The sequence below is a fragment of the Luteibacter sp. P4_E6 genome (assembly GCF_056401535.1).
This window is the reverse complement of sequence record NZ_JBFUJE010000186.1, coordinates 1-7,378: the sequence shown is the minus strand read 5'-3', so window position 1 is coordinate 7,378 and position 7,378 is coordinate 1. Positions and strand designations below refer to the sequence as shown.

Below are 7,378 nucleotides of genomic sequence, written 5' to 3'. Positions count from 1 at the left end.
CGCCAGCATAGGATGGCGCCATGACACCCGAACTGACCCAGGCGTTGCTCCGCCATACCGATCGCCAGGATGTCTACGGCCCGTACCTGACCGACGTGCCTGGCATGGTGCTGCTGCGCTCGGATCATGAAAGGCCGCCGGCTCACCTGATCTTCAAGCCGGCCCTGTGCATCGTCGTGCAGGGTGCGAAGTGGGCGGTTTTCGGTGATCGCCACATGGACTACCGCGCGGGCCAGGCGCTTATCGTCAGCGTAGAGACGCCGGCGCTCGGGCGGGTGGCGGAAGCCAGTCCCACGGAACCGTTCCTCGGCATCATCATCGAGTTCGATCTCGCCATCATGCGTGAGGTCGCCGATGCGCTGGACACGCCGGCACCCGGCGGCGAAGGCCCGGGTTCCGGCGTCTTCGTCACGGATTTCGACGGCCCCCTTGCCGACTGTACGTTGCGCCTGGTGCGCCTGCTGGATACACCGAAGGCCATTCCGTTGTTGTATCCGGCGATCATGCGCGAGATAGCCTATTGGCTGCTCAGCGGCCCGCACCATGCGGAAGTCGCCCGCATGGTCCTTGCCAACACGCATGCGCATCGCGTCATCGCCGCTATCCACCGCTTACGCGACCGTTTCGCCGAGCCGATGCGCATCGACGATCTGGCAGCCAGCGCGAAAATGAGCGCATCGGCCTTTCATCGGCAGTTCCGCCGGCTTACGTCGATGACGCCCCTGCAGTACCAGAAACAGATGCGCCTGCTCGAAGCCCGTCGACTGATGGTCGGCGAAGCCGCCAGTGCCGAGACCGCGGCATTCGCCGTCGGCTATGAAAGCGCGTCGCAGTTCAGTCGTGAGTACTCCCGGATGTTCGGCCTTCCGCCCAGGCGCGATGCCAGGTTGCTGCAACAGGCCTGAGCAGCGCTGGTCAGGCTCGGGACGGTGGCGCATGTACACGCTTGAGCGGCACATCCTTCAGCCACCAGRCCAACAGGAACGCCACGGCAATGACGCACGCCGCCACGTGGTACACCGTGTGCAGCGACGAGCCGAACGCGTGCAGATAGCGCGCGTGGATATCCGGCGGCAGCTTCGCCACGGCATCCGGTCCGAACGAACGCGGTGACGTGGGCCCTGCGGTCATGAAGCTGGCCGTGCGCGACTGCAATCCGTTGGTGAAGATGGTACCGAAGACCGACACGCCGATCGATCCACCGATCGAGCGGAACATCGTCACGCCGGATGTCGCCACACCCATGATCTTCATGTCGACGCTGTTCTGCGTGGCCAGGATCAACACCTGCAGCACCATGCCCAGGCCCAGCCCGAGCAGGCCGGCGTAGGTGTAGATCAGCGCGATGGGGCTTTCGTCCTTCAGCGTACCGAGCAGCACCAGGGCGATCGTCGCGATGAACGTGCCGATGATCGGAAAGATGCGATAGCGCCCGATCTTGCTGATGATGCGCCCGCTGACGATGGAACTGACCAGCACGCCGCCCATGAGCGGCAACAGCTGCATGCCGGCACCGGTGGGCGAGACGCCCTTTACTACCTGCAGGTAGAGCGGCAGGAAGGTGGTCGAGCCGAACAGCGCGGCACCGACGAAGAAGCCGATCAGGCAGCTGAGCAGGAAGGTGCGATGGCGAAACAGCCCCAGCGGAATGATGGGTTCCTCGGCGACGGTCTCCTCGTAAATGAAACCAACCACGCCGACCACCGCAAAGGCGAGGATGAACCACAGTTCGGACGCGTTCCACGGCAGCATGGTGCCGCCTTCGGTGGTGAACAGGATCAGGCAGCTAAGCGATAGCGCGAGCCAGCCGGCACCCCAGTAGTCGATCTTGTGCTTCACATGGCGCACGTGCGGATGGAACACGGCCGCGATGACCACCAGCGACAGGATGCCCAACGGCAGGTTCACGTAGAAGATCCAGCGCCAGGAGAGGTGATCGACCATGAAGCCACCGATCAGCGGACCGATGACCGTGGCCAGACCGTAGACACCACCGAACAGTCCCTGGAACTTTCCGCGCTCGGCCGGCGGAATGACATCGCCGATCGCCGCCATGGTGATCACCAGAAGGCCGCCGCCACCGAGCCCCTGGAGGGCGCGCATCAGGATCAGCTGGGTCATGTCCTGCGCGAGGCCGCACAGCACCGATCCGAGGAGGAAGATCACGATGGCGGTCTGCAGGACGATCTTTCGTCCGAACAGGTCACCGAACTTGCCGTACAAGGGCACCACGACGGTGGAGGTCAGCAGGTAGGAGGTGACCACCCACGAGAGCTGGTTGAGGCCACCGAGGTCACCTACGATGGTCGGCAGCGCCGTCGAGACGATGGTCTGGTCGAGAGCGGCCAGCAACATCACCAGCATCAATGCGGGAAACAGGAGGCGCAGCGATGGCGGCGCGGGCGTTGCAGGCGCCGGCGCGGCGACCGGGAGCACGGCATCGGGTGTTTCGGCCGGTGGCTCAAGGGTTTCGGTGGTCACGGGACGACGACCTGCAAATTAATTAAGTGGTAAGTTAATATATGTCCGGGACTGGACCGGCGTCAATCCATCCGTCACCGTGGTATCCATGCTCGTTAGCGACGAAGGTAGATAAACGTGGTCGATCCAACCGCCCTCCGCGGCCGCCGCCCCGGCCGCCCGCCCGCCCAGGCCGACAGCCCCGATCAACGCCAGCGCCTGGTCGGCATCGCGCTGGAACTGTTCGCGCGCCAGGGGTACGCCGAGACCACCCTGGCCGCCATCGCGCGCGCCGCGGGCATGACGCCTGCTGCCGTGCACTACTACTTCAAGACCCGCGACGAGTTGTTCGACGTGCTGTTCGACGAGCGCATCGCGCCGATGCGCAGGCATATCGAAGGCATCTTCCTCGACAACGCGAACGACCCGGTCGCCGCCTTCACCACACTGGCCCAGCGCTTTGTGGAACTCGCCGCGGAAAGTCCCTGGATCGGCCCCGTCTTCTTCGGCGAAATGCTCCGCGAAGACGACCTCTTCAAACAGCACATCCACAAGCGTTTCAACGAGAGCCGCCAGGCGACGGTGCTCGATACCATGCGCCGCTGGCAGGCCGAGGGCCTGCTCGGTGAAGACCTGGATCCCGCACTGATCATCGGTTCGATACTGAGCCTGACGGTGCTGCCGATGACGGCCTCGCGCAAATGGCGTGACGACCCCATGCGCAACCACATCGGCCCGGAACAGATCACGCGCCACGCGCTCGCCCTGCTCCGCCACGGCGTCGGTCCGGCCAAGGCGTAGAATGTCGGGTTTATGCGTGGAGCAATGGCTTTGACCTTCCCTTTTTCCCTGGTCATCTTCGACCTCGACGGCACGCTGGTCGATAGCGCGGCCGATATCGCTGAATCGGTCAACCGCACGCTCCATGACTGGAAGTTGCCCACCTACGACGTCGCGCAGATCACCGAGTGGATCGGCGAAGGCTCGCGCAAGCTCATCACCTACGCGTTTCGCCATGCGGGCAGTGACGCGGACATCGACGAGGTCATGCCAGGCTTCCTCGAACACTATGCCGAGACGGCGCTGGACGGCATCGCCTACGACGGCGTGGTCGACACGCTGGCTGCCCTGCACGCACAGGGCGTGAAGCTCGCCGTGTGCACGAACAAGAACGAAGAGTTCGCGCGCCCCTTGCTCGAGATACGCGGCATGCTGCCGTACATCGACGGCATCGTGGGCGGCAACACCCTGCCGGAGCGCAAGCCCAGCGGCGTACCGCTGCTGCATCTTGCCAGGGAAGCAGGCGTCGCTCCGGATGAGACGCTGATGGTCGGCGATTCCGAGAGCGACGTGCTTGCCGCGCGCGATGCAGGCCTGGCATTTGTCATGGTCAGCTACGGCTATCGCAAGTCGCTCGACCTGCATGCGATCGGTGCGCTCGCGGTGATCGACCGGATGCCCGATCTGCTCGCTATCGATAAGCCTCGATAACTGCCTTGATCAGTGCGATATCGTCCTTGATGCCATAGTCGGGCGGCGCTGAATAACCGAAGCGCGTGATCACCAGGTGCGCCGATGGCACGATGTAGATGCGCTGGCCCATCGTGCCGCTGGCGTAGAAGCCGTCGTTTGGGAACCCTCCTTCGACGCGCCATGTCGCCGGCTCGCTCGGGCCGTCGTTGGTCCAGAAGCCGGCGCCATAGGGCGCCCCCAGGGTGGATGTGCGCGAYCACGCCACCCATCCACGGGGCAGCAGGCGCTCGCCATCCGGCGCAACGCCGTCGTTGAGGTAGAGCAAGCCGAACTTCGCRTAGTCACGGGCACTGGCATAGACATACGTGGACCCGACGAAGGTTCCCTTACCGTCGAACTCCATGGTGATGTCATGCATGCCAAGGTGACTGAACAGGCGGTTTCTTGCGTACTCCCGCACCCCAGCCGGGCCACCGCCGACCCGTTCGCCGATCATCCTGTCGAGCAGCAGCGTGTCGGCCGAGGTGTATTCGAAGGTCTTGCCCGGCGCTTCCTTCGCCGGCTGGGCGGCGGCAAAACCCGCCATGTCGCCGTGCAGGAACTCCATCTGCGCCACCGGACTGAAGGCCGACTCCGCTTCCTCTGCGGCGAGACCGCTACGCATGCGCATCAGGTCTTCCACGGTGATCGCCCCACGCGCGTCGCCCGACCGGCGCCATTCGGCGGCGTCCAGCGCCTGATCCACGTGCAACTTGCCGTCGACGACGAGCAAGCCGACCAGCGCGTTGGTGAACGACTTCGCGACGGAGAAGCTGATCAGCGGGCTGCCCACGCCGAAACCATCGGCGTAGCGCTCGGCGACGACATGGCCGCCTTTGACCACGACAACGGCCTTGACCTGCTTCGCCGGCTCGCCCGGGTGCTCGCTGAAAACACGCTCCAGCGCCTCCGTGACGGCGGGCCTGTCGGTAACGACCGCCTGCGCTGGCGCGAAATCGCTCCCATCACGCGATGGGGGCGTCGCGACCGGCGCATCCGCCACCAACGGAATGTTGCCCGGCAGATCCAGACGGCAACCGTAGCCGCGAACATAGCTGGCGCTAGCCAGCGTGCGCAGCGGACTCGACACGGCCACGCTCTGGGTCTCCGGCGACACGTGCACCCTGAGCAGGCGCCCCGCCACATCGCCGATCATCGGCACGACCAGTTCATCGTAAGTGCGTTGCGGGTCCTGGCCACCGACGAAGACCATCGAGCAGACGTGGTGCGCGGCCACACCCGCGGCGACACGCAACGCCTGGTCCGGCCGGAACACCGCCCAGGCGGAGGCCGCAGCCACCGCCACGACGCCGACGGCGATCAGTGCTTTCTTTCTCATGGTCGTCCCTTCGAGATTTTGCGCAGTCTGCGCGCCGCCAGGGACGACAGGCCCGCGCGCTGGGACGAACGCCCCTGTTCCAGGGACCAGGGCCGCCATGGCGCGAACACGGGCGCCTAGAGCTGGAGCGCCAGTCCTGGCGGCAGCTGGTCGAGGTAGCGACGGGTCCAGGTCACCCGGGCGCCGTCGCGCAGCAGCAGGCGCTGCTCACCCTCCGGCCAGGGTGTCAGTTCCCGGATCGCATCGAGCCTGACCACGGTCGAGCGATTGATACGGACGAAGTGCCCGGGCGACAGTCGAGCCTGCATCGCGTCGAGCGTGCCGCGTAAGCGGCGCGGCGTGCCTTCCACGTAGACATCGATGTAATTGCGGTCCGACTCGATGCGATCGATGCGGTCGACATGCACCAGKTCCGCGCGGTCACCGGTCGGAAGAAGCAGACGCTCCAGATAATGCGCTGGTGGCGGGAAGGCATCGAGCAACCCGTCCATCCGCACGGCGAGGTCGGCGGATGGAACGATCAATCGACGCAGTCGCGCGGCGAGGCGATCGAAGCGTTGCGGTCCTACGGGCTTGAGCAGGTAGTCGAAGGCGTGCACTTCGAATGCCCGCACCGCGTGCGTGTCGTGCGCGGTGACGAAAATGATCTCCGCCGGCAAAGGCTCGCCCAGTGCCTGCAACACACCGAAACCGTCCATGCCCGGCATGCTGATATCGAGGAAGATCACGTCCGGCCGGAGTCGCTGGATAAGGCTGATCGCATCGATGCCATTTCCGGCCTCACCGACCCACTCCAGACCGTCGGCAGTCGCGAGATAACGGCGCAGTTTGGCGCGCGCGGGCGCTTCGTCATCGACGACGACAGCGCGCAGGCTCATGCCGCCGCCCAACGTCGCGCGGGCAGCCACACCGTCACGACCGAGCCGCCGCCCACGGCCGCGTCGCGGCTCACACCGGCGTCCTCGCCATAGAGGTGACGCAAGCGCGCGTCGACGTTGGCGAAGCCGATGCCGTGGCCGGGGCGCCCTGCACCGCCGCCGAAATCGCGGACGCGCAAGGTCAGCCTGCCCGCCTCCCGCCGCGCGTCGACGGAGACGCGCCTGCCGTCGCCGCTGCCGCCATGCTCGATGGCATTTTCGACCAGCGGTTGCAGGATCAGGAACGGCACATGCAGGTCGTCGAGGGTGGCATCGCCTTCCACATGCGCGTCGAGACCGCTACCGAAGCGCGCTCGCTGAATATCGAGGTACAGGGAAAGCAACTGCCACTCGTCGGCAAGCCGGTGCTCCTGGGCGGTCGCCGACAACGTCGCACGCAACAGTTCGCCGATGCGGGAAAGCATTTCATCGGCCACCTTTGGCCGCTCGTACATGAGCTCGGAGACGGCGTTGAGCGTGTTGAACAGGAAGTGGGGATTCAACTGCAGTCGCAAGGCATCAAGGCGCGCGTCAGACAACGCCGATTCCAGTTGCGCGGCACGCAGCTCCTTTGCCTGTCCTTCGCGGTAGCGATCGAACAGCCACAGGCCCAGTGCGATGACCGCGTAGAAGAACAACTGCGTCGGCATTTCCATGACGTAACGCCAGCCCGTAGGCATCGCCGCAAAGCGCGCGTAGCCGGCCAGCGGAAAGACCAGCAGCCGCAGGCCCAGCATCAGGCTCGTTTGCGCCACGGACAGCGCCAGGAACAGTCCCAGGTGCCCGAGAAGACGCGCCGGCACCGACGGTATGCGCGTAATACGGCGCAACACGACGAACAGCACGGGCAGGAACGCACCGAAGCTCAACGAACCGGTGAGTTCGTCGATCAGCTTGGGTGTAAACAGCGAGGGCGCGTGGTTGGCGATATCGATGAGATACCGGTTCGACGCCCTGAGCAAACCGATGGCCACCAGCAACGCGATCCATAGGATCACGGCGTAGCCTTTCTTCCCTGTCTTCATGTCGAGGCCCCCACCCCAGTCTTGCGTGCCGGCCCTTATACCAGAGCCGGCACGCAAGGAGGGATCCGGCAGCGCGCCTGGGCAGCACCCACTCCGGCCGGATGAAATGACACGTGTAACCGTTC

The 7,378-nt window shown here is 65.1% G+C and carries 7 protein-coding genes; 3 read left to right on the top strand and 4 right to left on the bottom strand.

The features are described from left to right. Positions 1-20 precede the first annotated feature (20 nt). Complete coding sequence (locus tag AC1DT2_RS12435) at positions 21-905, top strand: AraC family transcriptional regulator (protein WP_477296564.1); 885 nt, start codon at positions 21-23, stop codon at positions 903-905. 10 nt (positions 906-915) lie between these two features. On the opposite strand, the gene AC1DT2_RS12430 is transcribed toward AC1DT2_RS12435, so the two are convergent. Continuing rightward, positions 916-2,481 carry an MDR family MFS transporter gene (locus AC1DT2_RS12430; protein WP_477296563.1) on the bottom strand — a complete coding sequence of 522 codons (1,566 nt, stop codon included), beginning with the start codon at positions 2,479-2,481 and terminating at the stop codon, positions 916-918. Positions 2,482-2,598: 117 nt separating this feature from the next. Here AC1DT2_RS12430 and AC1DT2_RS12425 point away from each other — a divergent pair, with 117 nt between their 5' ends. Both AC1DT2_RS12425 and gph read left to right on the top strand, forming a co-directional pair. Beyond that, on the top strand, positions 2,599-3,261 hold the full coding sequence (locus AC1DT2_RS12425; protein ID WP_477296562.1) for a TetR/AcrR family transcriptional regulator: 663 nt from the start codon (positions 2,599-2,601) through the stop codon (positions 3,259-3,261). A 24-nt stretch (positions 3,262-3,285) separates the two neighbouring features. Beyond that, positions 3,286-3,951 (top strand): phosphoglycolate phosphatase, encoded by a 666-nt coding sequence (gph, locus tag AC1DT2_RS12420; protein ID WP_477296560.1) that lies wholly within the window; start codon positions 3,286-3,288, stop codon positions 3,949-3,951. Here gph and AC1DT2_RS12415 read toward each other — a convergent pair. The 3 genes from AC1DT2_RS12415 to AC1DT2_RS12405 form a co-directional block, all read right to left on the bottom strand. After that, positions 3,932-5,311 (bottom strand): serine hydrolase domain-containing protein, encoded by a 1,380-nt coding sequence (locus AC1DT2_RS12415; protein ID WP_477296559.1) that lies wholly within the window; start codon positions 5,309-5,311, stop codon positions 3,932-3,934. The genes gph and AC1DT2_RS12415 overlap by 20 nt on opposite strands. Positions 5,312-5,427: 116 nt before the next feature. Then, complete coding sequence (locus AC1DT2_RS12410) at positions 5,428-6,189, bottom strand: LytR/AlgR family response regulator transcription factor (RefSeq protein ID WP_477296558.1); 762 nt, start codon at positions 6,187-6,189, stop codon at positions 5,428-5,430. Then, positions 6,186-7,253, bottom strand: a complete 1,068-nt coding sequence (locus tag AC1DT2_RS12405; protein ID WP_477296557.1) for a sensor histidine kinase — start codon at positions 7,251-7,253, stop codon at positions 6,186-6,188. Before AC1DT2_RS12405 ends, AC1DT2_RS12410 begins: the two co-directional genes overlap by 4 nt. Positions 7,254-7,378 lie beyond the last annotated feature (125 nt).